Origin of the sequence: Wolbachia endosymbiont (group A) of Anoplius nigerrimus, from assembly GCF_947251795.1 — a bacterium.
GTDB lineage: Bacteria > Pseudomonadota > Alphaproteobacteria > Rickettsiales > Anaplasmataceae > Wolbachia.
The window spans coordinates 19,677-42,636 of record NZ_OX366385.1 but is presented as its reverse complement, the minus strand read 5'-3'; the positions used below and the strand labels follow the sequence as shown (position 1 = coordinate 42,636).

22 protein-coding genes, 3 tRNA genes and 2 pseudogenes are annotated in these 22,960 nt (G+C 34.6%); 16 read left to right on the top strand and 11 right to left on the bottom strand.

Going from position 1 to position 22,960, the window contains the following annotated elements:
* Positions 1 to 338: 338 nt before the first annotated feature.
* Entirely contained in the window at positions 339 to 1,223 is an 885-nt protein-coding gene (locus tag OPR26_RS00265; RefSeq protein ID WP_265015902.1) for an IS4 family transposase, read from the bottom strand.
* Between the two features lie 148 nt (positions 1,224 to 1,371).
* Between OPR26_RS00265 and OPR26_RS00260 the strand changes: the two genes are divergently transcribed.
* From OPR26_RS00260 to ruvX, 3 genes and pseudogenes are all read left to right on the top strand, one after another.
* Positions 1,372 to 2,124, top strand: coding sequence for an IS5 family transposase (locus OPR26_RS00260; RefSeq protein ID WP_264702259.1), 753 nt, complete (start codon positions 1,372 to 1,374; stop codon positions 2,122 to 2,124).
* A 290-nt stretch (positions 2,125 to 2,414) separates the two neighbouring features.
* Positions 2,415 to 3,355 (top strand): annotated as a pseudogene (locus tag OPR26_RS07420) (IS5 family transposase).
* A gap of 329 nt (positions 3,356 to 3,684) precedes the next feature.
* Positions 3,685 to 4,152, top strand: coding sequence for a Holliday junction resolvase RuvX (gene ruvX, locus OPR26_RS00245; protein ID WP_187297012.1), 468 nt, complete (start codon positions 3,685 to 3,687; stop codon positions 4,150 to 4,152).
* A 44-nt stretch (positions 4,153 to 4,196) separates the two neighbouring features.
* On the opposite strand, the gene ruvC is transcribed toward ruvX, so the two are convergent.
* The 9 genes from ruvC to tldD form a co-directional block, all read right to left on the bottom strand.
* Positions 4,197 to 4,685, bottom strand: coding sequence for a crossover junction endodeoxyribonuclease RuvC (gene ruvC, locus OPR26_RS00240; RefSeq protein ID WP_096617054.1), 489 nt, complete (start codon positions 4,683 to 4,685; stop codon positions 4,197 to 4,199).
* A complete protein-coding gene (locus OPR26_RS00235) occupies positions 4,686 to 5,513 on the bottom strand; it encodes a cytochrome c oxidase subunit 3 (RefSeq protein WP_253302504.1) in 828 nt (275 codons plus the stop codon).
* 47 nt (positions 5,514 to 5,560) lie between these two features.
* On the bottom strand, positions 5,561 to 6,220 hold the full coding sequence (locus tag OPR26_RS00230) for a thiaminase II/PqqC family protein (protein ID WP_341823409.1): 660 nt from the start codon (positions 6,218 to 6,220) through the stop codon (positions 5,561 to 5,563).
* 40 nt (positions 6,221 to 6,260) lie between these two features.
* Positions 6,261 to 6,935: a thiaminase II/PqqC family protein gene (locus tag OPR26_RS00225; protein ID WP_265015898.1), complete on the bottom strand. Its 675-nt coding sequence runs from the start codon at positions 6,933 to 6,935 to the stop codon at positions 6,261 to 6,263.
* Positions 6,936 to 7,061: 126 nt separating this feature from the next.
* The gene (gene metK / locus OPR26_RS00220) at positions 7,062 to 8,234 is read right to left on the bottom strand and encodes a methionine adenosyltransferase (RefSeq protein WP_265015897.1); all 1,173 of its coding nucleotides are present in this window, start codon (positions 8,232 to 8,234) and stop codon (positions 7,062 to 7,064) included.
* Positions 8,235 to 8,291: 57 nt separating this feature from the next.
* Positions 8,292 to 8,368, bottom strand: a tRNA-Ile gene (locus OPR26_RS00215).
* A 9-nt stretch (positions 8,369 to 8,377) separates the two neighbouring features.
* A complete protein-coding gene (gene rpmA / locus OPR26_RS00210; protein ID WP_038249057.1) occupies positions 8,378 to 8,647 on the bottom strand; it encodes a 50S ribosomal protein L27 in 270 nt (89 codons plus the stop codon).
* 10 nt (positions 8,648 to 8,657) lie between these two features.
* The gene (rplU, locus tag OPR26_RS00205) at positions 8,658 to 8,960 is read right to left on the bottom strand and encodes a 50S ribosomal protein L21 (RefSeq protein WP_264702716.1); all 303 of its coding nucleotides are present in this window, start codon (positions 8,958 to 8,960) and stop codon (positions 8,658 to 8,660) included.
* A 992-nt stretch (positions 8,961 to 9,952) separates the two neighbouring features.
* Entirely contained in the window at positions 9,953 to 11,371 is a 1,419-nt protein-coding gene (gene tldD / locus OPR26_RS00200) for a metalloprotease TldD (protein ID WP_265015896.1), read from the bottom strand.
* A 62-nt stretch (positions 11,372 to 11,433) separates the two neighbouring features.
* Here tldD and OPR26_RS00195 point away from each other — a divergent pair.
* From OPR26_RS00195 to OPR26_RS00155, 7 genes and pseudogenes are all read left to right on the top strand, one after another.
* Positions 11,434 to 11,518 (top strand) — tRNA-Leu (locus OPR26_RS00195).
* Between the two features lie 70 nt (positions 11,519 to 11,588).
* The gene (locus tag OPR26_RS00190) at positions 11,589 to 12,059 is read left to right on the top strand and encodes a hypothetical protein (RefSeq protein WP_265015895.1); all 471 of its coding nucleotides are present in this window, start codon (positions 11,589 to 11,591) and stop codon (positions 12,057 to 12,059) included.
* An 88-nt stretch (positions 12,060 to 12,147) separates the two neighbouring features.
* Positions 12,148 to 12,537, top strand: a complete 390-nt coding sequence (locus OPR26_RS00185; RefSeq protein ID WP_253302511.1) for a hypothetical protein — start codon at positions 12,148 to 12,150, stop codon at positions 12,535 to 12,537.
* 100 nt (positions 12,538 to 12,637) lie between these two features.
* Complete coding sequence (locus OPR26_RS00180; protein WP_264731180.1) at positions 12,638 to 13,003, top strand: transposase; 366 nt, start codon at positions 12,638 to 12,640, stop codon at positions 13,001 to 13,003.
* A pseudogene (locus OPR26_RS07415) lies at positions 13,000 to 14,123 on the top strand (transposase). Before OPR26_RS00180 ends, OPR26_RS07415 begins: the two are co-directional and overlap by 4 nt.
* A 251-nt stretch (positions 14,124 to 14,374) precedes the next feature.
* The gene (tsaD, locus tag OPR26_RS00160) at positions 14,375 to 15,382 is read left to right on the top strand and encodes a tRNA (adenosine(37)-N6)-threonylcarbamoyltransferase complex transferase subunit TsaD (RefSeq protein WP_265015892.1); all 1,008 of its coding nucleotides are present in this window, start codon (positions 14,375 to 14,377) and stop codon (positions 15,380 to 15,382) included.
* A 174-nt stretch (positions 15,383 to 15,556) separates the two neighbouring features.
* Positions 15,557 to 17,302: a type I secretion system permease/ATPase gene (locus tag OPR26_RS00155; protein WP_265015891.1), complete on the top strand. Its 1,746-nt coding sequence runs from the start codon at positions 15,557 to 15,559 to the stop codon at positions 17,300 to 17,302.
* A gap of 70 nt (positions 17,303 to 17,372) precedes the next feature.
* On the opposite strand, the gene OPR26_RS00150 is transcribed toward OPR26_RS00155, so the two are convergent.
* The gene (locus tag OPR26_RS00150) at positions 17,373 to 18,125 is read right to left on the bottom strand and encodes an IS5 family transposase (RefSeq protein WP_264702259.1); all 753 of its coding nucleotides are present in this window, start codon (positions 18,123 to 18,125) and stop codon (positions 17,373 to 17,375) included.
* 344 nt (positions 18,126 to 18,469) lie between these two features.
* On the opposite strand from OPR26_RS00150, the gene OPR26_RS00145 reads away from it, so the two are divergent.
* The 6 genes from OPR26_RS00145 to dapA all read left to right on the top strand — a co-directional run bounded on the left by OPR26_RS00145 (position 18,470) and on the right by dapA (position 22,934).
* Complete coding sequence (locus OPR26_RS00145; protein ID WP_253302873.1) at positions 18,470 to 19,909, top strand: hypothetical protein; 1,440 nt, start codon at positions 18,470 to 18,472, stop codon at positions 19,907 to 19,909.
* A gap of 4 nt (positions 19,910 to 19,913) precedes the next feature.
* Positions 19,914 to 20,522 carry a hypothetical protein gene (locus OPR26_RS00140; protein ID WP_265015890.1) on the top strand — a complete coding sequence of 203 codons (609 nt, stop codon included), beginning with the start codon at positions 19,914 to 19,916 and terminating at the stop codon, positions 20,520 to 20,522.
* Between the two features lie 4 nt (positions 20,523 to 20,526).
* Positions 20,527 to 21,342 carry a hypothetical protein gene (locus OPR26_RS00135; protein WP_253302895.1) on the top strand — a complete coding sequence of 272 codons (816 nt, stop codon included), beginning with the start codon at positions 20,527 to 20,529 and terminating at the stop codon, positions 21,340 to 21,342.
* Positions 21,343 to 21,443: 101 nt separating this feature from the next.
* Positions 21,444 to 21,517 (top strand) — tRNA-Arg (locus OPR26_RS00130).
* A 67-nt stretch (positions 21,518 to 21,584) separates the two neighbouring features.
* Positions 21,585 to 22,058: a single-stranded DNA-binding protein gene (gene ssb / locus OPR26_RS00125; RefSeq protein WP_096616007.1), complete on the top strand. Its 474-nt coding sequence runs from the start codon at positions 21,585 to 21,587 to the stop codon at positions 22,056 to 22,058.
* Between the two features lie 9 nt (positions 22,059 to 22,067).
* Positions 22,068 to 22,934 (top strand): 4-hydroxy-tetrahydrodipicolinate synthase, encoded by an 867-nt coding sequence (gene dapA, locus OPR26_RS00120; protein WP_265015889.1) that lies wholly within the window; start codon positions 22,068 to 22,070, stop codon positions 22,932 to 22,934.
* The last annotated feature ends 26 nt before the right edge of the window (positions 22,935 to 22,960 follow it).

Genomic DNA, 22,960 nt, shown 5'->3' with positions numbered 1-22,960 from the left:
ATTTCAATGATAATAAAATAAATCAAAAAAGCGCCTTTTTGCCTGTGGTTAGAAGGTTTAAGCGAATTTTTGACGTGGTTTATCTGCTTTCCCAACAACGAAGGTTGATATCAAGAGGAGATTTACATACCATTAATCACCTTGTGTGACTGCACTTTCAACACTTATGGGGCGCTGGCCATAAGTGTTGAAAGTATCAAAAATAACGTGATATGAGATGATCAACGGCATGTAAATTACCTCCCGACAGTAAAACAATCGAACGTATAAAAGAGTCATTTAGATCCAATGTGAATTGCAGTAATGCTATTTTGAACCCATGTAGATTATTTTTGATTTTATAAACAAGAAATAACAAAGCCGTAATAATAATCATGTACCTTCATGCCATTCATAGTATGGCTTAAAAAGTGCTTATATCCAAGATTTTGCTTTATAAATTTAAAGAACACTTCTATATCCCATCTGCGCCTATATAGCTCTGTTACTTCATAAGCTGGCATTTCAAACAAGTTTGTCAAAAACCATATTTCATCTCCAATTTTATTTCTGATTTTTATTAGCCGTAGATCATGCTTTTCTGCCACTTTACCTCGTGCACGATAAAGATTAACTATTATATCTTCTAAAATCTCTGATCCATCCGATTTTTGTTCTCTTATAACTTTGTTCCTGCTTATAACATCATGTTTTCTTCCTACTTTAACTCTTGTGATAAATTTGTACTCCTTTTCATCAAATTCGGCAAAAGTTCCAACTTTTCTGATTCCTCTATCAAATAATAAAATATCCTCTTTTTCAACTTTAGCTTCATTAATTGCTCTCACTAATGCTATATCTTCACTACTTTCTTCTTGTCCTTTACAAAATCTTATACTTGTCGGCAATTGATCCTTTAATCCTACACTCACTTTAACTTGACTGTCGTTACTTTTACCGCCTATTTTTAGCCCATCTTTTATGAGATATCCCGATAAATTTATGATCGTCGAATCAAACTTATGTAAGTTATTTGATGTTTTTTGGGGTAATAGCTTTTTAATCTTGCTCATCAAATCAATATATACTCCCTTAAAATATTCTGGATTTATAACTTTTAACCTTTTTGACAAACCACTGTATGTTACTGTACTTTTATCGCTATTCTTATCCATTATACACCTGTTTATTACCATTTCTAGCGCTCTTAGGCTTGTTTTTTGCCCCATTAATATTAACTTCATTAGACCTTTAAATATAATCTTGCCCAACAATTTAGTATTACATTTATCTACTTCACTTAATTTTCCTAGGCTCTGTGGACAAAAAATATGAAAAGAGAGAAAAAGATGGTAGTTTAGCCTAATAGGTAAAAAATGGAGAAACTACCATATGCAATATTACATCAAAGAGGAAAATTGGAAACAAATTTTAGAGTTCATAAAAAGCGTAAAAGGAATGCACAGCAAAGATGAAAAACGTTTAAGAATATTCATAGAGGCAGTGTGGTACATAGTGCGAAGTGGTTGCCAATGGAGACTTTTACCAAAAACTTATGGTAATTACAGGAGTATACATAAGCGATTTAAAAGATGGTGTGAAAGAGATGTCTGGAAAAAATTGCTTGAATATACTAAACAAGAGCCTGATTTAGAAGTTGCTATAATCGACGGTACGATCATCCGAGCCCATCCATGTTCATCTGGATATACAAAAAACTCCAAGGATCAAGAAGCTTTAGGGAGGAGCAAAGGTGGCTTTACAACTAAAATACATGCGCTTGTCGATGCACTTGGAAATCCACTTAAATTTACTCTGACTCCTGGTCAAAGAAATGAAATTACGCAGGCACAAGTGTTGACCGAAAGTATCTATAACTCTACTGTAGTAGCTGACAAGGGCTACGATAGCAATGCCTTTGTTACAAGTCTTGAAGACAAGGGATGTACAGTAGTTATTCCGCCAAAACGGAATCGAAAAGTGCAAAGGTATTACGATGAGCATATCTACAAAGAACGTCATTTGATTGAGTGTTTTTTTGGTAAAATTAAAAATTTTAGGCGCATTTTTTCCAGATTTGATAAAACTGCTGAGGTTTTTATGGGTTTTCTCAATTTTGTTGGAGCTCTTGTATGGCTTCTCTAAAATTTTGTCCACAGAGCCTAGAGATACCGCGGCGGTATGACGGTGTAGATAGTATCCCGCTACGTGTTAGCGGGATCTATGTTAAGGTATGACGGTTAAGTAAGGGATCTATGTTAAGAGATACCGCGGCGGTATGACGGTTAAGTAGGGTGTCATCCGAGTAGCTGACACTGGGATCTAGAAAAAAAGAAGCTGGATCCCAGTGGGCTTTGTTGCATAGCAACCGAAAAAATCTGGTGGCTACTGACAAAATTCATTATAAATAACCATTTAACTGTTGAAGAAAAAATATGCCACAGAAAATGAAAGTCAGTAACCAAAACGAATATAACAAATTCCTTGAAAAAAGGGGAAATATTTTTCGTTACATCGATGAAGCTATCGAAAATTGGTATGAAAATAGTCCAAAAATGCAGGGCGGCAACTATATTTACAGTGATAAAGTCGTAATTTTGGTGCATATAATTGTCAATCTTTTTAGAATTGGTTTAAGACAAACGGTGGGGTTTATAAAAGGATATCTGCAACAAATAGGAAAAAATTTGCAGCTATTCACAAGCATCGAGAAGGTTTAAAAAACTTAATATTAAGATAAATGATTGCAGGGTTGATAAAAGCAACATGGAAAATATTGAAATTATCATAGATAGCACAAGTATCAGCATTTACAGTAACACTCCTGAAGGAAAACAGTGCAGATAGAAAGTACCGAAGCTACGAGCAAGTAAGAAAGTTACATGTTATGTTAAGTGTGAATAGTAAAAAAGCTATAGCTGCAAGATACAGTAATGGCGTCTACTCTGACCACTATGGAGCTTGCGATTTGCTTGAAGAAGTTAATTTTCAGCACAAAATAAAAGCATTATATGCAGATAGGGCATACGATAGGCACAAACTTTATAAATTGTGTAAGAAATACGATATAAAGACAAAAGTTCTACCAAAAAAGGATGCAGCAGAACATTCAAAAATAGATTATATGTCTGACAGAAATGCTGCTATTAGGTTAATAAAATTATATGGACAAGATGGTGTAAAAGAGTGGAAAAAGGAAGCAATTTATGGAAAGAGATCTTACATAGAAGGATTTTTCTCAAGGTTGAAGCAAGTATTTGGATTTAGCTTTAGGAATAAATCTGAAGTAAATCGTGAAAAAGAATTACTAATTAAGTGCTATTTGCTCAACAAATTCACTGATATTGGTATGGCTAAATTTGAAATCATTACATAAATTTGTCGTAAACCATCACTGCTTAAGGTGCTATGCAACAAAGCCCACTGGGATCCAGAAGACTTAATTTCAACCAAATAATAAAGGCTAGATCCCAGTGTCACGCACTGGGATGACAGGGGAGGTTGCACCATAAGGTGAACCAGTGTCAGCTACTCGGATGATACCTTTTTTCTACTTAGTTTGGGTTATGCAAGAAGTCTATTGCATTCCTGAGCAATTTGATTCATTATTCTTTTTGTAAAAAATTTTCTTGACTTTCTCTCTACTTTTTCTGGGTAAGGTCACAATTTACTTGCTTATTCTTGGCTTTACAGGAAGTCTAATAGATGCTACATAGAAATCCGGATGAGTTTCTAAAGTCTATTCCAAAAGATAAGCGCATAATGTGCCTTGACATGGGAGAAAAGCAAATAGGCATAGCATTTAGCGATAAAACACAGCTTATAGCCACAGCTCATAGTGTATATTATAGGAAAAATATGAGCAAAGATTTAGGTTATCTGCATAGAATATTCAAAGAAAATGAAGCTGGATCAATGGTAATAGGACTACCATTAAAAATGGACGAGCAAGAAACTAAATGGTGTAAAACCATAATCCAATTCGCAAATAAAATAATAAAAAAATATAAAGTAAATATATACTTACAAGACGAAAGCTTCTCAACATCTATCGCAACTCATACACTAAAAATTACTGGCATATCAATCACAAAATCGAAAAAAATAGATGATAAAATCTCCGCATGTATTATTTTGCAACGAACGTTAGACAAGATAAATACAATCAAATAGTTTTTCCAGATCTGGAAATCTTCAAACTGAATCCCATATAAAAGTTACTCAACAAAACAAGAACCTTTCGTATAAGCATGACAAATTGCTACAGCAAGAGCGTCAGCAGCATGGTGGCATTTTATACTCAAATTTTTAACTATTTGCTTCACCATAAATATAATCTGATCCTTATCAGCATGGCCATTTCCGGTAATGCTTTTTTTTACATAGTTTGCATCATATTCATTCATAGTTAGCTTTGTTATTTTTAACGCTAAAATTACAACCCCTCTTGCATATCCTAAAGTTAGTGAAGATTTAGGATTTTTATTAACAAAAATTTTCTCCACCGCAGCTTCATTCGGAGAATATAGGGAAATTACTTTCTTTAATTGTTCAAAAATCACATATAGGCGTTCATCTGTATTGAGCTTATTGTCAGTTGATATGGTACCGCCGCCCAAAAATTCAATATTATTTTTTTCGTTTAGGTCAATAATGGCCCACCCCGTCTTGCTTATCCCTGGATCTAGACCTATTATTTTAACCACTTAATAAACGCTTAACCAATAGACAAACAAAAATAAAAACATCCAGACTACATCTACAAAGTGCCAATACCAGGAGGCAAACTCAAAGCACAAATGTTCCTGAGGTGTAAACTGGCCTTTCCGCGCTCTAAATAAACACACTGATAAAAATATTATTCCTATTATAACGTGTGCGCAGTGAAAACCGGTAATCATATAAAAATTGGATGTATAAATAAGCTTTTCTCCTGTTTCTTGTAGAGAAAAACTCGCTTCATGATACTCTATTGCTTGCACTATTATAAAAAAAACCCCAAGCAATATAGTTATGGACAGCATTTTAATCATGCTCTTTTTATCATTTTCAAGTAAAGAGTGATTTGCCCAAGTAATTGTTGTACCAGAAAGCAATAATATTAATGTATTCATGAATGGTAGTGACCACGGATCAGGTGGCAAAATTTCCTCAGGGGGCCATTCAACTTTTTTTGCAGGAGAAAACGCCTCAAATAAAAAAACTGGATCAAGCCAGGCTTTAAAGAATGAACAAAAGAACACTATAAAAAATACGACCTCCGAGAGAATAAATAAGTACATTGCAAATTTGAGTCCATGTTTTACAATGGTAGTATGACATTTATCATAAATGGCCTCCCTTATTACATCCCTCCACCAATAGAACAGCACCCCTGATACTGCGGAGATTCCCAGAACTAAACAAAACATTCCGAAAATTTGTTTATGAAGCGCACCAACTAATCCAAGTGCAAGAATAAGAATTGCTGCTGATATAGCAATTGGCCAAGGACTTGGGTCCACTAAATGAAAATCATGTTCTTTACTTTTCATAGCATTTTAAAAAATACTTATTAAGGATACAAATTAGTTTAAAATTGTCAATATTCCTTAAAATCTTGATTGAATTGTGAAAAATTATATGCACCATTCAAAAAATCTAACATGAATTGGGCGCTTATTCTAAATAACTTAAGCATCCTGCTCTTTTCATTTTCTCTTGCCCTGCTGCAATATTCATCAACAATATTTTCCAAAATAATGCATCCAGATTCTATAAAACTACCGCTATAAAAATCAAACCAATCCTTATATCTATTATTTTTCTTGAATCTATTTTTCATACTATCAACGATAGTCTTGTATATAAACATATAAGAATACAAAACTGTTATGGCTTCATAAGTGTTGCTATATGAGGTAGACAAAAGAAAATTAGTAAAATTTAAGCACTCAAGAGATTTCTCTCCACGACTTATAGCATATATAGCAAAGTAGTGGTTATGCAAAATTCTCTCAATAGCAATTGCCCCTCGAGCCACCCTAATAAGTGAAACAACATTGTTACAGCCTTCTACCCTGGATGCAGTAATTAAGACGGTACGAATATAATCACTCAAGAGTAATGTACCTTGTTGAATATAGAATCTGAAACTTTCTATACTTAGAGTGTTATTCTCCAATTCAACATTAAAAGGATGCTCAATTATATCCTTTAAAAGATTTGATCCATAACAACTCTTAATTATACCACTGAACACTACAATACTGCCAACGTAAACAACTTGTGCTAATGCGTTTTTATTGAGGTATATTAGAGCAATATGCCTCATCCAAAAACATTATCTCTAGCTCCAGTCCTTTTCTACAAAGCTCATATATCTTTTCCTTTTCACAGTCACTAGCTTTTGTGTATAGCTTACTTGTAATATCACTAACCTCTTCAACCACCGCGTCCACTCCTTTGCCATTACAGATATCAATCCACTTTTTGTATTTGTTATTTTTAATCCCCTTAGTTGTGATCTCATTTGCCATATGGCATATAACAATTTGGTCTACATTAAAGAAAGAATAAGACAACACTAAGGTCTCAGTAACAGAATTGTGATACGCAGTACTCATGAAAAGGTCAACACAAGCAGAACAAGCTCTTGACTTTTTATGATTATCAGATAGATCACAATCCTCGAAATATTTTTTATATTGTTCTCGAAAATCAAATGCTCCTTTTGCTATATCAATTAACCTACTTATTGTTTCAACATCATTAACTTTAGCTGCAACAACTAAATGAGCACGAGCGCAATCTACAGAACCTAGAAAATCCTGCTGAAGGTAAAATTTAAATCTTTTATAATCTAAAGTACCATTCATCAATTCAACATAAAAAGGATGTTCTTTCATCCTATCAATAAGATCGGAAAACTCTTTTACAATTACGTTGTACAGTTCTCCTTCTATTTCGTTATACACTTTATGAGCCTCACAATAAAAACTGAATATAATAATTATCACCAATATAGTATAATTATTATGAAAAAGCGTGTTATACTTTAACAATAAGCTAGTATATAAATATGGGGCTGTAAATCAAAAATTTCAGTAACCTAAAGAAATTTTACTATTACCTTCTATATTGAATTCTCTACAAAGATCAGCAGACAAGCTCATGCTTTCCCAAGAAAATCCACCGTCATTTTCTGACTCTTTACCAAAATGTCCATAACAGGCTGTACGTTTATATATAGGACGGTCAAGCGATAAATGCTTGATTATGCCTTTTGTTGATAAATCTATATTATTCTCGATAAACTTTTTAATCTTTTTTTCATCTATCGTATTTGTACTAAATGTGTCAATATAGAATGAAGTAGGTTGTGATATACCAATTGCATAAGAAAGCTGCACAAGACAACGTTCAGCTAAACCTGCAAAGACAATATTTTTAGCAAGGTATCTTGCCATATAAGCTGCAGATCTATCAACTTTGGTTGCATCTTTTCCGGAAAATGCCCCTCCACCGTGTGGAATATAACCTCCATAAGTATCAACCATAATTTTTCGTCCGGTTAATCCACAATCACTAACCGGTCCACCAATAACAAATCTACCAGTTGGATTGACTAAGAGATTTTCCTCAGGACACATCCATCCTTCAGGTAAAGATGAAACTATGTAAGGGTAAATTATTTCTTTTACTTTTGATTGATCCAAATCCTCAGGATGCTGTATTGAGACAATAATACTTTCAGCACGTACCGGGAGGTTATTCTCATATGCCAAAGTGATTTGTGATTTTGCATCCGGACCAAGCTTTGCTTCTTTAACTGCGCTCATGATATTTTTCAGAATCGAGTGTGCATAAAAAATGGGTGCTGGCATAAGGTTTTCTGTCTCTGTTGTTGCATAGCCATACATTATGCCCTGATCTCCAGCACCTTGATCCACCCCTATTGCAATGTCATTTGATTGCTCATGCAGCAATATATTTACCTTCACTTTTCTCCAGTGGAAACCATCATGCTCATAACCAATATCTTTTATTGTATTCCGTACAATACTTTCAATCCTGCTATTTTTGATGTTAGGTCCGAATACTTCCCCAGCTATAATAATGTTATCTTTGGTGACTAAAGTCTCTATTGCAGCTCGCGCAAAAGGATCAGTGAAAAGGTATTTATCAAGTATTGCATCTGAAATTTGATCTGCTACTTTATCTGGATGACCAGCCGCAACTGATTCACTGGTTACTAAATTTTTATACAAACTCATGTTTTTGCTTATACAATATCAAAACCGCTATAGAAAACACAGTTAGTAACTACTAAATGGTGGGTCTGGGAAGAGTTGAACCTCCGACCTCACGCTTATCAGGCGTGCGCTCTAACCACCTGAGCTACAGACCCATGATTTATTCAAGCTGAAGCTTTCATATTATCTGTAGGCACGATATCAATAAAAGTCTTTTTATTTGCTGACCTTCTAAAACTGACCCAGCCTTCTACTTTGGCAAAAATCGTATGATCTTTACCTATACCAACATTCTTCCCAGGATGGAATTTTGTGCCTCTTTGGCGCACAATTATGTTACCAGGAATAACCTTCCCATTCTTCTTTATTCCTAACCTACGACCCGCTGAATCTCTACCATTACAGGAACTACCACCTGATTTTTTAGTTGCCATATCTTACCTCTTACTTTTGAAGACTAATTTCATTTATACGAAGAACAGTTATATACTGCCTATGACCAGTTTTCCTACGGTAATTTTTTCTTCTTTTCTTCTTAAAGATTATAATTTTTTCTCCTCTACACTGCTCCAATACTTCAGCTTTAACAGTAGCATTAGATGAATAAGATAAGCCATTATTTGAAACACAAATCACCTTATTGATTTCCACCTCTTTTTTTTCCTCAGCTTCTAACTTCTCTACTTTTATTATACTGCCTTCTTTTACTAAATATTGCTTCCCACCAGTCTCAATTACTGCAAACATGATAAATATAAATTATTATTATTAACTTTAATCGTAAACGATGTTATACATACTGTCAATATAAATAAAAAGCACGACTTAACGTTCTTTTTGAGCTACTTAAATACTTCTATCTGTTTTCATCTCTTATCTACCTTTTCTCAGACAGTAGACTTCTTGCATAACCTAAGCAGAAAAAAGGCAAATAGTTATTATAGCTCTAAGTTTACCGACGATAAGAACCGTCATGCAAGTAGCCCCTTCTCCTGTCATCCGAGTAGCTTGACACTGGGACCCAGGAAAGTTTGCTTGTGAGTAAGCAAACTAGCATAGAAAATGGTTACAACGTTTTCGATGAGATTATATGGAAAATTGGATTCCAGTGTCAAGCACTGGAATGACATCATAGGGGCTCGGGTGACAAAAAAAGGAGCACTGGAATGACACCTTCCTGCCCAGTTCATGTTGCTATAAATATTAAGAAATTTACCAAATAAAAAAAAAGGCAAAAGAAGCCCCATGGTGGTTGGCTATTTACCATGTACTAAAATATCGGCGTTTTTTTATTCTAAAACGCTTGATTAAGAGCGATTTAGCTGCTTTTAACTTGCAACTAACCTACACCGCAAGTGTTTAAGAAATTTACCAAGCAGGAAAAAAGGCAAAGAAACCCTAGGGTAGCTAGTATTCAAATTCTCCCTTGTCAATTTGACGTTTTTTGCTGTCTTAAACGCTTTGTAAGCGCGTTTCGGCTTATATAGGTAAAAACCTAAAAATTTTTAAAGACATGCGATGCACGTAGTGCGAAAAATTAAACATGAGACGCCAAATACCCTAAGTTTTTTGTCATTAACCTGCACAGATTGCGAAGATAAATAAATAGCTTCACTTTCATGATAAGGGCGCTGGCAGAGTTTGTCAAGCAGCTTTTTCACTTCTGCGGGCTATTTGAACAACGGCTACAATGTTTGTACAATTGTGCGTCATGCGCTGGAATCCGTTTTAGCCCTTATCTATATCTCAGTTCCACCAACGGTTATTGCATCGACTTTGAGTGTTGGTTGACCAACTCCAACGGGCACATTTTGTCCATCTTTTGAGCATGTGCCAACACCGGGGTCCAACTTTAAGTCGTTGCCAACCATGGATACTTTTTTTAGCACTGTTGGCCCATCACCAATTAGTGTTGCTCCTTTGACTGGCTGTGTAATTTTACCATTTTCTATTAAGTAAGCTTCTGAAGATGAAAAAACAAATTTCCCTGACGTTATATCAACTTGCCCACCACCGAAATTTACTGCATACAGACCTTTCTTTACGCTAGATATTATTTCTTCCGGCGTATGTTTCCCTGGTAACATATAGGTGTTTGTCATGCGCGGCATAGTAACTTCTTTATAACTTTCTCTTCTACCATTACCGGTTGGATTCACACCCATGAGTTTAGCATTCATATGGTCCTGCATGTAGCCTTTGAGAATTCCATCCTCTATCAATATATTATAACTGGGTGGAGTGCCTTCATCGTCTACGCTGATAGAGCCGCGCAAATTGGGCAGAGTTCCGTCATCAACTACTGTGATGTCACTAGCTGCTACTTGTTTACCCATAGAATTTGAAAATGCTGATACTCCTTTACGATTAAAATCGCCTTCGAGTCCGTGACCCACGGCTTCGTGTAACAATATTCCTGGCCAGCCTGGACCTAAAACGACTGTCATTTCTCCGGCTGGAGTTGGAATTGCTTCAAGATTTACCAGTGCTTGTTCTAACGCTTGGTTTGCAACTTCTTTCCACTTTTTCTCAGAAATAAACTTACTATAAGAGTCCCTTCCACCATGCCCTGCAGAACCTCTTTCGGTACGGCCATCTTTTTCTACAATGACTAGCACATTAAAACGTACCAGAGGCCTGATATCGCTTAATCTGTGATCACCCTTTATTATTTGTATAACTTGCCATTCTCCACTTAGAGTTATTTTTACTTGCTTCACGCAGTTATTTTTGGACCTTACATACTCATTAACCTCATTGAGTAGTTTAATCTTTGAATTCAGATCCATTTCATTTGTAGGGTTAATCCTCGAATACAGGCTTTTTGTCTCTTCGTTTAAATTTATTGAATTTGTCTTGTTTAAAGACACTGAGCTTTTTACCATAGAAGCAGCATTACTAATTTCTTTTTCGCTAATCTCAGAAGAACAAACGAAAGATGTACTATCCTCACAAAAAGACCTTAAACCAAATCCCCTTCTAGTATTGAAATCCACGTGTTTTAATATATTGTCATCAAAAACTAGGGACTCCAACTGGCAAAATTCTAGAAACAGCTCACCACCATCGCTATTGCTCAAAGCGTTATTGACTATTTTATATACGTTATTAATATCAACATTGTTTTGAGCGAAAAATATTTGATCTAGATTTGGCATTACCTTTGAACTAAAAATTGTTTAAGTATATTATTTAACTTTAACATAGTAAACTATAAAAAGCCCGGGTGGCGGAATTGGTAGACGCGCTAGCTTCAGGTGCTGGTAACTTTTTAAGTTGTGGAAGTTCAAGTCTTCTCTCGGGCACTCTTAGCTTCCATATTGCTTGTTGAATTAATTAATGCTATAATATAACATATTAGGTAATATTTATGCTATGTATGGTGAAAAAGATAAGTTAGCCTACAGAAAGAAGGTACGAACTTACTCGAAACGCTTAGTTACTACACTATCTACTATCTCTTTCATTGGATACATAGCGGCATTGGTCTTGAGTATTCCTGTCTTAAGTCTGTATTTTAGTATTGCCGGCACTATATTAAGTGTACTTTCGTTTGCTTTAAATATATGGTCATTAAAGGATCATTTTCTACAGAAGCAACTTGGTGTAGCAGGACAAAAAAAACTAACAAAGATCTGTCTTGATATTACATCTAACGTTTCGTTTTTAATAGGAGGAATTGCATCTATATTGCCTCTCGAATCTCCTATCATTCCTTTTGTTTCTACTGACTTTTTTATTCTAGGCTGTGCCTTTATGGCAACTAATATCGTTCGGACTATGATTAGTGAACCACAGGCAAAAGACGTCCTTGAGAATCTCTCTTCAAATACTGCAAGAGTATAAGCTTAAGTATTAACAAATTAATTTATATTGACTTATATATAAGTATTAGCTATAATATTAATAGTTTAATAATAAAAGAGGTTAGTGTATGGATTTTTTAAACAGTCACCCAGATTTTTTTGAGGATAATGCTTATTATGTAATATCTGAATATAATACGGATAATCCAGATCTTACAGATCTTAGTACATATGTAGTAGAACGTGATGCATATGAGAATTTGGTATTCAAAAACTTATATACATATATACGTTCCGATGGAAATATACATAAAGATATAATGCTTAATCCAAAATCTTTAAAAATAGAAGAGATGATAGCAGATAACAGAATCTACGGGTGTTATACAAATAACTATAAGATAGATAATGGAACTTTATCTTTAGATGAGAGAGAATTAGTATTCAATATAACTCCAGATGAATGGAATGGTTCAAAAGAGTTCAACGTAATTAGCATCAAAAAAGTGAAAATGTAAGCTAGAAATTTTGAGCTTATTGGTAAATAGGGGTACTAAGAGCATGTCTTCAAACTGAGTAGAAAGAAGTTAAGAAGTATGGTATAAGGTACATTTTAAGATGTACCCAAGCGATATAAGTGACAAAGAATGGAAGACAATAGAGCCATATTTTGAACCTAAAAAGACCGGCAGACCAAGAAAACATAGTATTAGAACAATTATTAATGCAATCCGCTATATGATGAGAACAGGATGTCAATGGAGACAACTGCCTAAAGATTTTCCACCATGGAAAACCGTATATAGTTGTAATTCGCGCTTGAAAAAAAGTGGAATATGGCAAGAAATTCATGATTTTCTAGTTAAAAAAGTAAGAGAGATGATTGGTAAAAATAAGACTCCATCAGTAGGTATAATTGATAGCCAGTCAGTGAAAACTACTCAAAAAGGGGATCCAGAGGATATGATGCTGGCAAAAAAATAAAGGGCAGAAAACGCCATATTATTGTAGATACTGTGGGTCTTGTAATTGCTGCTGAAGTACAGAGTGCAAGTATTCAAGATCGTGATAGTGCTCTAAATCTTTTTGCCCAAGCTAAATGCAAAGTTCCAACTTTACGTAAGTTTTTTGCTGATCAAGGGTACATAGGTAAATTACAAAACAGATGCTTATTGGAAACGGGATGTTTATTAACGATTGCCAAGAAAATAGTTGATACAGGATTTCAAGTTATTCCCAAACGTTGGATTGTTGAAAGAACTTTTGCCTGGCTTTCCAATTTTAGGCGCATGAGTAAAGATTACGAGCATTCTCCTCTCACCTCAAAAAACTATATCTTCTTTAATATGATCACTATTATGCTTCACAAATTAGCTCATTCTTCAGTTTGAAGACATGCTCTAAGACAAACGGTGGGGTTTATAAAAGGATATCTGCAACAAATAGGAAGAGATTTGCAGCTATTCACAAGCATCAAAAGAAACTTAATATTAAGATCAATGATTGCAGAAAATAATATGGAAGACATCGAAATTGCTATAGATAGTACAGGTATCAGCATTTACAACAATACCCCTGAAGGAAAATAGCGCTGACAGAGTGGCTATGAACAGACAAGAAAATTGCATGTAATGTTGAATATAAACTGCAAAAAAGCCATAGCTGTAAAATACAGTAACGGTCTGATCACTATGGAGCTTGCGATTTGCTTAAAGAAGTTCATGTCATAAAAGCACTATATGCAGATAGGGCATATGATAGGCACAAGTTTTATAAATTGTGTAACGAATATGATATAAAGGCAAAAATTCCACCAATAAACAATGCGGCAGAACATCCAGAAATAGATTATATGTCTGACAGAAATGCTGCTATTAGGTTAATAAAATTATACGGTGAAGATGGCGTGAAAGAATGGAAAAAAGAAGTAAATTATGGGAAAAGATCTTATATTGAAGGGTTTTTCTCAAGATTAAAGCAAATATTTGGATTCAGCTTTAGGAATAAATCCGAAGTAAATCGCGAAAAAGAATTGCTGATTAAGTGCTATTTGCTTAATCAATTTACTGAAATTGGTATGGCTAAATTTGAAATGGCTACATGATATTTATCGTAAATTACTACCAGTATAAGGTGCGATGCAACAAAGCCATCCCAGTGTCAGCTACTCGGATGACACCCTTCCGGTGGGAATTGCTCTAAAACTACAATGTTTGTATAGTTGTGCGCTTGGCGCTGAAATTCAGCAGATCTTACTCATTTTAGTTATAGCAGTTCGTTCTATAAGGTGTAATCTTTTCTTAACTTCTATAGCGTTTCAAGATATAGTTTTTATAATAAAGTGTTCGAATATACATGAAAACCATTTTAGCTGTTGAAACAAGCTGCGACGAAACTGCAGTAGCGATTGTAAATAGTGACAAGCAAGTCCTTGCTCACGAAATTCTCTCCCAAGCAGAACACAAAAAGCGCGGTGGGGTGATCCCTGAAATAGCTTCACGTGCTCATATGAAGCATTTAAGTGGTCTAATAAAAAGCGCCGTGGAAAAATCTAACCTTAACTTTTGTGACCTCAATGCAATTGCAGCAACATCAGGACCAGGACTCATAGGTGGATTAATAGTTGGTACAATGATGGCTAAAGCAATTGCGCATGTAGCACAAAAACCGTTCATTGCAGTGAATCACTTAGAAGCGCATGCATTGGTTATTAGGTTACTGCATGAGGTAAAATTTCCATTTTTAGTCCTACTAATATCAGGTGGTCACTGTCAATTTTTAATTGCACAGGATGTAGGTAAATACATTAAACTTGGAGAAACGCTTGATGATTCACTAGGAGAAGCATTTGATAAAGTTGCTAAGATGCTGGGTTTAAGCTATCCCGGAGGGCCATTAATTGAAAAGTTAGCTAAAAGAGGCAATGGTGCAAGATTTAAACTGCCAAGGGCGATGATAAAACGTTCTGGATGTAACTTTTCGTTTTCTGGAATCAAGACGGCAGTAAAAAACTTGGTGCAAGAACTTAAAATGAGCGAGCAAGATGTGTGTGATGTATGTGCTTCGTTTCAAGAGTGTATTAGTGACATACTGCTGGACAGGGTTAGTAATGCGATTATTATGGCCGAATCTTTAAATATCAAAATCAATGACTTTGTGATTACCGGCGGAGTTGCAGCAAATAATTTCTTGAGAGAAAAATTAAAACAACACATAAACTTAAACATATTTTTTCCCCCCAACAACCTATGTACAGACAATGCAATAATGGTTGGATGGGCAGGAATTGAAAGGTTACAGAAGAACTATATAGATCCACTTAATTTTGCACCAAGGCCAAAGTGGGAGTTGGAAAGTTATTAAAAACTCTCAATTTTGAATTAGGTAATGAAGGAAATATTAACTATACTTCTTTGTTTATATTTCCTATTCACATATATTAATATTTTACTCACTTAAAGCAGGCTAACTGCCGTTATTAATATTTTTGTAATAAAAATTGTATATGGTGCATGTAATCAAATTAAGAGGAAGATTGTGGAAATTACGCCATCAATAAAAAAAGAATTGAAGCAAAGTACTCTATATATTTGCCTAGAAAAATGCAAAAGTGCATTTTGGTTTATCTTTTGGTTTAGTGCGGGAATCAATTTATTAATGTTATTCCTACCACTTTATACCTCTCAAGTGCTTGATCGGGTGATATCAAGCGAAAGTGTGTCAACACTAACTATGCTGACAATTATCACTTTATCTGCATTTGCATGTTCTGCAATGCTTGAAACTTGTCGATATTTAGCCATGGCAAAAATAGGTGATTGGATCGATAAAACTGCAACACCAGATCTGATAGTAAGGTCAATCAGGCTAACGTCAGTGCAGAGCTCAACTTCAAGTGGTGAAGCAATACGAGATCTCGGGGTAATAAAAAATTTCATTACAGGAAATGGTATATTCTCACTGTTTGATACTCCATGGTCGTTAATTTACCTCGTTGTGATTTTCATGATACACACCTCCACGGGGTTTATAGCTATTGCTGGAATCATTATATTAGTCTCTATGGCAATATGGAATGAACTTGCCACTAAACGAATATTACAAGAAACCAACGAAGAAACTATACGGAATATCAATGCTATAGATGTTGCAACAAGAAATGCAGAAGTAGTTGAAGCTATGGGCATGTCAGAATTCATAGTCTCTGATTGGTGTAAACGAAATGATCAGAACCGAGCAATGCAAATTAAAGCACAAAATCGCTCTAATGTAATTACTGGAATCACTAAGTTTTTGCGCTCAACTCTGCAAATATCAGTAATTGGAACAGGTGCATTACTTGCAATTACAGCTCATAAAACTGCTGGTAGCATCATCGCTGCTTCAATTTTAATGGGTAGAGTATTAGCACCATTTGACGCTGCGGTTCATACTTGGAAGTTTTTAAATCAGGCTAGAATGTCATATGGAAGGCTACAAAGACTTATATTAACATCGCCAAAAAGAGAGCAAACGATGGCTCTACCAGAACCTGAAGGAAAATTGGAATTTGATAGAGTATTTTTTACTCCTTATGGAAGCAATAAGCCGACAGTAAAAGGAATATCATTTATAATAGAACCAGGGGACGTAGTAGGTGTGATTGGTGCAAGTGCTTCTGGTAAATCCACTATCGCAAAATTAACTGTTGGTGTATGGAAGCCAATATCTGGTGTAGTCAGACTAGATGGCGCTGATGTATACACTTGGAATCGAGAAAATTTTGGTAATTATGTTGGCTACTTACCTCAAGATATTGAGTTATTTAACACTAGTGTCAAAGCTAATATTGCTCGCATGAGACCAGACCCAAATCCTGAAGAAATAATCAAAGCAGCAAAAATTGCAGGAATACATGAACTAATACTAAGCTTACCAAATGGATATGATACAACAATAGGAGGGCCTGGAGGAGTAACGCTCTCTGGCGGCCAAAAACAGCTTCTTGGACTTGCCAGAGCTTTTTATGGTCACACAAAACTTTTAGTACTTGATGAACCAAACGCTAACTTAGATAGCAATGGAGAAGCATGCTTAATTAATGCAATTGGTATTGCAAGAAAGCAAAATACTACTACTGTTATCATCACTCACAAGCTACCGTTATTGTCCGTAGTTGATAAGGTGATCCTCATGTCAGATGGTGTTATTTACGCTATGGGTCCAAAAGATGAGATTTTGAGCAAATTAGTTGCTCCATCATCAAGTACCACAGAAGATGAGCGTTCTTCAGCAAATGGTTAGTTTACTTACACTAAATTCTGTATTTGAAATAACAACTGTTCCAGTATTACTAGGCTCTGTGGACAAAATTTTAGAGAAGCCATACAAGAGCTCCAACAAAATTGAGAAAACCCATAAAAACCTCAGCAGTTTTATCAAATCTGGAAAAAATGCGCCTAAAATTTTTAATTTTACCAAAAAAACACTCAATCAAATGACGTTCTTTGTAGATATGCTCATCGTAATACCTTTGCACTTTTCGATTCCGTTTTGGCGGAATAACTACTGTACATCCCTTGTCTTCAAGACTTGTAACAAAGGCATTGCTATCGTAGCCCTTGTCAGCTACTACAGTAGAGTTATAGATACTTTCGGTCAACACTTGTGCCTGCGTAATTTCATTTCTTTGACCAGGAGTCAGAGTAAATTTAAGTGGATTTCCAAGTGCATCGACAAGCGCATGTATTTTAGTTGTAAAGCCACCTTTGCTCCTCCCTAAAGCTTCTTGATCCTTGGAGTTTTTTGTATATCCAGATGAACATGGATGGGCTCGGATGATCGTACCGTCGATTATAGCAACTTCTAAATCAGGCTCTTGTTTAGTATATTCAAGCAATTTTTTCCAGACATCTCTTTCACACCATCTTTTAAATCGCTTATGTATACTCCTGTAATTACCATAAGTTTTTGGTAAAAGTCTCCATTGGCAACCACTTCGCACTATGTACCACACTGCCTCTATGAATATTCTTAAACGTTTTTCATCTTTGCTGTGCATTCCTTTTACGCTTTTTATGAACTCTAAAATTTGTTTCCAATTTTCCTCTTTGATGTAATATTGCATATGGTAGTTTCTCCATTTTTTACCTATTAGGCTAAACTACCATCTTTTTCTCTCTTTTCATATTTTTTGTCCACAGAGCCTAGAAATGTTTACCATTAGAAATGATATTACAAGAATAGTAAATAGACTAATAACTCCTATTAATTAAAGTTAATCGGCAGATAGTGTATATTTCTAATTAATTTAATCTATTACCTAAATAGCTTAATATTAGTAGTAATTTTGTGAAAAATTATAATATAAATAATGTTGCTACGAAGATTTATAACAATATTTCCCTCTAACGTTTAATGAATTTCAATAAATTGCCTTTTTAATTCTAGATAAGTATATGCTTTGTTAATATGTTTAGTTCAAAATCCAAAAGTAAGTTTATGCTTTCTATTGGAGAAGAAGGCATAATGTTACTATATTTTAAAAATAATACTTTAAATAAAAGGTATTTTGTTAAGGGCAAAAACGATAAAGCAGTTTCCGATTTAATTTCATGTCTTTCGTCAGATAAAAAAGCACCTTTATACCTGGTGCTTAATCATGCAGACCAAAATTACTCGCTACAGTTTATTACAAGGGCAAACAAGATTAGTGCCTATCTATCAGCAAAAACAAAGATGGAGCATTTTTCTCGTAATAATGACATAAGTTCAGTTTTTTTGATTGAGAAGCCAAACAAATTCAATCAAAACTGGTGCTATCTTCTTGTTTCATCAAAAGCAAAGCATTTAGTAGAATATTGGTTGAATGTGTTTATTGAGATAGGCTCCAACTTTAAGGGAATATTAATGTTTCCTATAGAAATAAGTAATATAACAAAAAAGATTCTACATAAAGATCCTAATAATTGGAAAATTATAGTTGCTGCAACTAAAACGGGAGGCTATAGACAAGTGGTTCTTAAAGAGAATAAAATGATATTTACGCGTTTAGTACCATTTACTAATGATAATTTACCAGGAATTATTGCTGGTGGAATATATCAGGAAGTGCAAGATACTATTCGATCCTTAACTAAGTTTGGGTTTGAAAAAAATAACCCTATCGACCTTTGCATCATAGTGTCAGAAGATATTAAAGCTAGTTTATCAGTCATAAATTTTTCAGAGAATAGTGTGAACATATTAACTCCATATGAGTTAGGCAAACTATTAGGAGCAGAACTAGCTATAAGTGAAAAAGATAACTTTTGCGATACCATAATTTTGTTTCACAGCTTTAAGAATAAATTAGCAGCTATTTTTAATACAAAGGAAACTAAAGAATTTTATCTATTCAATTACCTTTATTTAAACTCTCCTCAAATTTTTCTATACTTTGCTTTGGTTTTAGTTGTAATTAACGCCCTTTGTTTGCTAAATTTGTATTCAAACTTCAGTGTCGCTGATAATTTATCCGCAAAGCAGAGCACCTTAAATAACCAGTTAACAAAACTTAGCCAAAGCTATAATGTAAAAAAAATAGATGAAATTTATGATTTTATTAATATCAATAATATTTTATCAAAAATAGAATACTCTCCTCTTACACAAGTTAAGTACGTAGAAAAGTTAAAAGTACCAGGTATAGAGCTTCGATCATTTGAATGGAATTATAATGAGGCAAAAAGTTATATTACCACAACTTTAAGGTTTAATTTTCGATCCGGTAAAAATATTTCCTATCAATACGAGAAACTACGAAAAAATTTAAACGATAATTTTCGTACCTATGACATTAATATTTCTAACTTACCTGCTGCTAAAGGGCAAAATCTATCTATTGATGTTGAAATAGGAGAGGCAATGTAGATTAATGACTATCTCTCAATTAAAAAGAAAAGCTACAATTCAGTTTATATCGTATTTGTTATTATCTGTTGGATTAATAGGGTTATTAACATATGTTGTTATCTATAACGAAAAGGTTTATAATAAAAACCAAATTGCGATTGATAAAATACGTTCTATTAATTTACAGATTACTGGAATTCAAAAAAAGGAAGTTGTTCTAAATAAAAACCTAGATTTATGGAAAAAAATTTCTTCTTCAAATTTACACAGTAGCAGATACATTGCAAATTTAAATTTCGAGCTTAGCAAGTTATATAAAAAGTACTATATATTAGAACCTGAAATATCAATTTCTATACCTGAAGAAGTTGAGCTCCACAACAAAAGTGAACGCACAAAAGTAATAAAAAGTGAAGTGGTCCTAAATTTAAGTTCAATCAGCGATAAGCATATTTTTTTATTTCTACAGTCTATTCCAAATCTGCCCGGTTATGTTATGATCAAATCTCTTATTTTAAACAAGCAGAGAAATATTGATGCTGCAACTATGAATCAAATTTTGAATGGTAATATGATAGAGATAGTGAGAGTTAATATAGTCTTTTATTGGTATACTATATTAAGTAGATAAGGTGATGAACATAAAGCTGTTTTTTATTTTTACGCTGCTCATTTTCAATGTTAATGCATATTGCAGTTGTGAAGATATCATAGAAAGCATAGAAATTTGTAAGGAGTATTCTTGCCGACAATATATTGGCAATGAAGATTTTATTGAGCATAAAATATTAGGATTAAATAGTGGAAATTTATGCGTATATATAGAAAAACAAGGTGATGATGAAATGGTTTGTCATCATTCTCAGTATGGAATGATGATAGAAAAAAGATATTTTGAAAGTATTCTTAAAGTTGGCAATCAAGAAATCGATGATTTTATTGATATAGCAAATTTGCGTGCAAAAGAGTGTTTCTTTCTTAACAATCAAAAACTAAGCTATACAGATCGGGATGATATAATAAGAGAAGCAGTGGAAAGTGACTTTGACGTTTTGTCACAATATAGTAACGTAAAAAGCATTTTTTTTGATGAAGAGCCAGTTAATAGAATGGTCAATGAAATGGAACAGTTTAACTTACGGTCTTCCAGAGCTATAAAAGAGGAGGTATCAGATAATTTCAACTGTAAGGTAGTGAGTTTAGACTCAATTTTATATCTTTCTCCCGATACATGGAAAATATGGGTAAATGGAAAGCTGTTTATAAATACTAAGGACTTAAAGGTGCACTCAGTCACTGAAAATTGTGTGACTTTTGTATGGGCCGTAGATCAAAAAGCAATAAAAAAGCATGCGAATGATTCTCAAAATGTATATCTTGGACAGGGGAGTGTTATGTTTACGCTTTATCCAAAACAAAAATTTGACTTGGATAGCTTATCTATTAAATAATTTAGTACATAGCCAAAGTGACTTAGGTTTACCGACAACCGTCATCCCGCTGCTCGTTAGCGGGATCTCAACATAGGTACCGCGGGTGGGTAGCTATATATGCGCTTGTAGCTCAGTTGGATAGAGCGTTGCCCTCCGGAGGCAAAGGCCGTGGGTTCGAATCCCTCCAAGCGCACTTTTAATTAAATTTGACAATAGTGCTTTCGCATAAGATAATAAAGGGATTTATTTAGAGCATAATTATGTCTGGTGGTACCATAAACAAAGTCATATTAGTTGGTAATTTAGGAAAAGATCCTGAAATCAGGACTACACAAAATGGAAAAGAGATGGCAAGTTTTTCAATAGCCACGTCTGAAAGTTGGACTGACAAACTTTCCGGTATGCGCTCTGAAAAGACAGAATGGCATAATATTGTAATTTTTAGTGAAGGATTAGTAAAAATCGTTAAAGATTTTGCACGTAAAGGCAGTAAAGTTTATGTTGAAGGTTCTTTGAGAACTAGAAAATGGACTGACCAAAACGGTAGTGAAAGATACACAACAGAGGTAGTTCTATATAATTTTAATAGCGCCCTTACTCTCTTGGATTCGCGACCAAATTCCGATTACAAGCCAAGTGAATACAAGCAAAATGAAACAGAACAAAAAAATAAGCACGAAAGTTTTGACAACGATATAAAAGATGAACTAATCGACGATGAAATACCATTTTAACAATTTAAATTGAAATTTACATTTTTATGGACTGCTTGTGTTACTCCTTTTAATTGCAATGGGAATGACATAGATTACCGCAGTTTGCAGCGTTTACTTACAATGCAAGTTAAAGCTGAAAATGGTGTAGTGTTGCTAGGTAGCACCGGTGAAAGCCTATCGCTTACTGATTCTGAAAAGCGTACATTAGTTGAATTCGTATGTGAGCTAAAATTAAACACGAAAATTATAATTGGCGTACCAGGGGTGAATCTATATCAGACTCTTGAATGGCTTGATTTTTGCAAGGATATGCCTATTCACGGCTATCTAATGACAACTCCCATTTATGCAAAGCCCGGAATTATGGGGCAGACTTTATGGTTTGAAAAGCTGCTTGAGAAAGCACATGTGCCAGCTATGTTTTACAATATTCCATCGAGAGCAGGAGTCTGTCTTCACATCGAAACTGTACGCAACTTATCCAGCCACGAAAAATTTTGGGCTATCAAAGATTCAAGTGGCACCGTTGATACTTTAGCTCAGTATAAGAAAGTTGCTCCAAATATTGAGGTCTTTTGCGGAGATGATAATATGATATCTGATATGGCCGCTTATGGTGCGGCTGGTCTGGTTTCTGTTGCTGCCAATGTTTGGCCACGCGTAGCACATGAATATGTTAAGCAGTGCCTCAATGGCAGGAGCCCTCAGGCAGATAGTTGGCAACAAGCTTGCAAAGCACTATTTATTGCCAGCAACCCAATACCCACTAAAGCACTTTTGCATGATATTGGGCTCATAGAACACAAAACTGTCCGCCTACCACTCAGCACAGAAGACTTGCCATCTGTTGAAGCATTAAGGCAAGTAAATGCTTGGATGGAGAGGATTGACTAATGGCTAGGGCTAGGCTCTGTGGACAA

What these genes read in the sequence shown, in the direction of transcription:
- OPR26_RS00265 (WP_265015902.1), bottom strand. Translation starts at nt 1,223, where the DNA reads ATGAAGTTAATATTAATGGGGCAAAAAACAAGCCTAAGAGCGCTAGAA.
- OPR26_RS00260 (WP_264702259.1), top strand. Translation starts at nt 1,372, where the DNA reads ATGCAATATTACATCAAAGAGGAAAATTGGAAACAAATTTTAGAGTTC.
- ruvX (WP_187297012.1), top strand. Translation starts at nt 3,685, where the DNA reads ATGCTACATAGAAATCCGGATGAGTTTCTAAAGTCTATTCCAAAAGAT.
- OPR26_RS00235 (WP_253302504.1), bottom strand. Translation starts at nt 5,513, where the DNA reads ATGAAAAGTAAAGAACATGATTTTCATTTAGTGGACCCAAGTCCTTGG.
- metK (WP_265015897.1), bottom strand. Translation starts at nt 8,234, where the DNA reads ATGAGTTTGTATAAAAATTTAGTAACCAGTGAATCAGTTGCGGCTGGT.
- rpmA (WP_038249057.1), bottom strand. Translation starts at nt 8,647, where the DNA reads ATGGCAACTAAAAAATCAGGTGGTAGTTCCTGTAATGGTAGAGATTCA.
- rplU (WP_264702716.1), bottom strand. Translation starts at nt 8,960, where the DNA reads ATGTTTGCAGTAATTGAGACTGGTGGGAAGCAATATTTAGTAAAAGAA.
- tldD (WP_265015896.1), bottom strand. Translation starts at nt 11,371, where the DNA reads ATGCCAAATCTAGATCAAATATTTTTCGCTCAAAACAATGTTGATATT.
- OPR26_RS00190 (WP_265015895.1), top strand. Translation starts at nt 11,589, where the DNA reads ATGTATGGTGAAAAAGATAAGTTAGCCTACAGAAAGAAGGTACGAACT.
- OPR26_RS00185 (WP_253302511.1), top strand. Translation starts at nt 12,148, where the DNA reads ATGGATTTTTTAAACAGTCACCCAGATTTTTTTGAGGATAATGCTTAT.
- OPR26_RS00180 (WP_264731180.1), top strand. Translation starts at nt 12,638, where the DNA reads ATGTACCCAAGCGATATAAGTGACAAAGAATGGAAGACAATAGAGCCA.
- tsaD (WP_265015892.1), top strand. Translation starts at nt 14,375, where the DNA reads ATGAAAACCATTTTAGCTGTTGAAACAAGCTGCGACGAAACTGCAGTA.
- OPR26_RS00150 (WP_264702259.1), bottom strand. Translation starts at nt 18,125, where the DNA reads ATGCAATATTACATCAAAGAGGAAAATTGGAAACAAATTTTAGAGTTC.
- OPR26_RS00145 (WP_253302873.1), top strand. Translation starts at nt 18,470, where the DNA reads ATGTTTAGTTCAAAATCCAAAAGTAAGTTTATGCTTTCTATTGGAGAA.
- OPR26_RS00140 (WP_265015890.1), top strand. Translation starts at nt 19,914, where the DNA reads ATGACTATCTCTCAATTAAAAAGAAAAGCTACAATTCAGTTTATATCG.
- OPR26_RS00135 (WP_253302895.1), top strand. Translation starts at nt 20,527, where the DNA reads ATGAACATAAAGCTGTTTTTTATTTTTACGCTGCTCATTTTCAATGTT.
- ssb (WP_096616007.1), top strand. Translation starts at nt 21,585, where the DNA reads ATGTCTGGTGGTACCATAAACAAAGTCATATTAGTTGGTAATTTAGGA.